This is a genomic window from Megasphaera intestinihominis, assembly GCF_040096415.1.
GTDB lineage: Bacteria > Bacillota > Negativicutes > Veillonellales > Megasphaeraceae > Megasphaera > Megasphaera intestinihominis.
Genome location: NZ_JBBMEU010000118.1, coordinates 1 through 2,538 on the forward strand (window position 1 = coordinate 1; position 2,538 = coordinate 2,538).

Genomic DNA, 2,538 nt, shown 5'->3' on the forward strand with positions numbered 1-2,538 from the left:
CCTAAAAGTATCACTTTTTTCAGTAGGGGGAAGACCCCTATTTATGTAAACTATGTTATTGCACATAACAACGTGGGCGACCCGCTTGGGTATTGGGGACGCGCTCTCCGAGCTGGAAAACAGCTCATATGCAGGGACGGGCTTGCCACGTGCAAGCCCCTACAGGTTTAAAATATCGGCTACGAGCTGGTCGACTTCTTCGGCTTTCGTGCTCCATGACGTGCAGACGCGGACGCAGACGTGGTCATCGTCAACAGGTCCCATGGCTTCAAAGATGTATTTGCTTTCCAAGGCCTGGGCCTGAGCTCTCGAAAGGATGATGAACTGCTGGTTCGTCGGGCTGACGACGAGTTCTTCTATCCCTTTCTGCCGGAAGGCCTGGCGGATACGGACGGCGTATTCGTCGGCCCGTTTCGTAATGGCAAAATACGTCCCGTCGTGGAGCAGGGTATAGAACTGGAGCCCTAAAATCCAGCCTTTGGCCAGGACGGCGCCGAACTGTTTCATGTGAGCTTTGAAGCGGCGGTCTATCCCGGCGTCGGTCAAGACGAGGGCTTCGCCAAAGAAGGCCCCGCATTTCGTACCGCCGATATAAAAGACGTCGGCCAGGCGGCCGAAATCAGCCAGGGTCAGGTCATTCCCGTCAGCCCCCAGGCCATAACCCATGCGGGCGCCATCGACGAAGAGGTACATGTGATACTTGCGGCAGACTTCCGAAATAGCCGTCAGTTCAGCCTTGGTATAGAGCGTGCCGTATTCCGTCGTAAAAGAGATATAGACCAGCGACGGCCGCGTCAGGTATTCGGCTTCGCCGGAATTATAGTAAGCCTGCACTTCCCCTTCAATCTGGTCCGCCGTAATCTTGCCGTCATGATGGGGCAGGGCGACGATTTTGTGGCCTGTATTTTCAATGGACGCACATTCATGACAGTTGATATGGCCCGTGTCGGCACAGATGACGCTGTCACAGGAACCAAGGAGGGCTGAAATGGTGACGAAATTGGCCTGCGTCGCTCCCGGGAAAAAGTAAACCTTCCCTTGCGGGCACTGGGCCAATTCCAAAATCAGCTTTTCTGCCTTGTCACACCAGTCATCGACACCATAGCCGCCGTACTGCGTATCGTTCGTCTGATTCAAAGCCTGCAAGACGCTGGCATGAGCGCCATGATTATAGTCATTGTTAAAACGTATCATTTTACCCTGTCTCCTTACTCTATCCCTTAATGATCTTCTTCAACTTCTGCTAATTTTTGCTGCAACATTTTCCCAAGCTGCCAAATTCTTTCGAGGCCATGGCCTTACGTCTATTCTAACAGAATCGGATACATTGTACAACGAAAAGGGCTTGTCGCCGACGATAAGCCCTTTTCTGTAGGGGCGCCCAAGTAGGGCGCCCGCTCCGGGATATGTACGATTCCCCGACCAGTTTGCTAGAAAAACCATCCAAATCCCGAACGGATTGCCCACGTGCGCCTCCTACAAATCCGTACTACAAACTATAAAGCGATGACGTCCAAATCGTCCGGGATATACAGGTTTCCCTGATAATACCGGCTTCCTTCGGCATGGTAACGCTGGCGGCGATGGGCCAGGTCCTTGTCTTCAGTATGGTAGAGGATCAGATTCTGTACGCCCAGGCGGGCTGACGTTTGGCAGGCGTCTTTGACGGTCGAATGGTGTTTCTCATAGGGATGGAAGATATCCGCTTCGGCATCGAGGCAGAAAGCTTCATGAAGGAGCCATTTACTATCCCGGACATAGGCTTCTTCCCAGGGCTGATACGGCTCATCACCACAGCAGGTCAGTCTGCCGTCGGCGAGTTCTAAAGAAAAGCCGAATTGTTTGGCCTTGGTCGAACGAATATCGAAAAAAATTACGTCATGACCCATGAGCTGACGCGTCTCCCCATCGGTCACCGTCACAAGATGAAGGCGGTCATCGAGGAAAGCACTGTCTTTCGAGGACAGCAGAGCCTTTCCCATCGTGCGCAGCAGGGAAATGACTTCATCATGACCGTAGATAACGGCTTCGCCCTCATAGGTCCCGCGCCGCCAGGACTGACACATCATGCGCATAAGCCAGAGGATGCCCAGAAGATGATCCATGTGTTTATGGGTGACGAAGACCGTCCGCATATCCTGCCAGCGCAAATGGGCCTTTTCCAGCTGACACAGGAGTCCGTTCCCGCCGCCGCCATCGACGAGCAGATATTGACCGCTTTCATGGAGGACGAAACAAGTATTATAACAATGGGTCACCGTTGCGTTCCCCGTCCCTAACAAGGTCAGATTCATGACTATCCCTCCCGATGGTTTATCGTGCGTTGGCTTCGCCACGGAAGATAGTACCGCGGCTGGCGTCTACGGTGACGACTTCGCCGTTTTCCAGGTTATCGGCAGCATGGGCAGCGCCGACGACGGTCGGGATGCCGAGGGTGATGGCGACGATAGCCGATTCGCTGGTGAGGCCGGCTTCTTCGGAGACGATGGCGCTGGCCCGTTTCATGTAGTCGACGAAATCAGCGCGGGCCGAACGGAC

General features: G+C 53.9%; 3 protein-coding genes. All 3 read right to left on the bottom strand.

The genetic code is table 11. The annotated features are described in order from the left end of the window. Positions 1-159: 159 nt before the first annotated feature. A complete protein-coding gene (locus tag WMO23_RS11140) occupies positions 160-1,194 on the bottom strand; it encodes a threonine aldolase family protein (RefSeq protein ID WP_020724118.1) in 1,035 nt (344 codons plus the stop codon). 302 nt (positions 1,195-1,496) lie between these two features. Beyond that, the gene (locus WMO23_RS11145) at positions 1,497-2,294 is read right to left on the bottom strand and encodes an MBL fold metallo-hydrolase (protein WP_020311776.1); all 798 of its coding nucleotides are present in this window, start codon (positions 2,292-2,294) and stop codon (positions 1,497-1,499) included. A gap of 19 nt (positions 2,295-2,313) precedes the next feature. Continuing rightward, a partial coding sequence (locus WMO23_RS11150; protein WP_349174099.1) for a PEP-utilizing enzyme occupies positions 2,314-2,538 on the bottom strand: 225 nt, incomplete at its 5' end.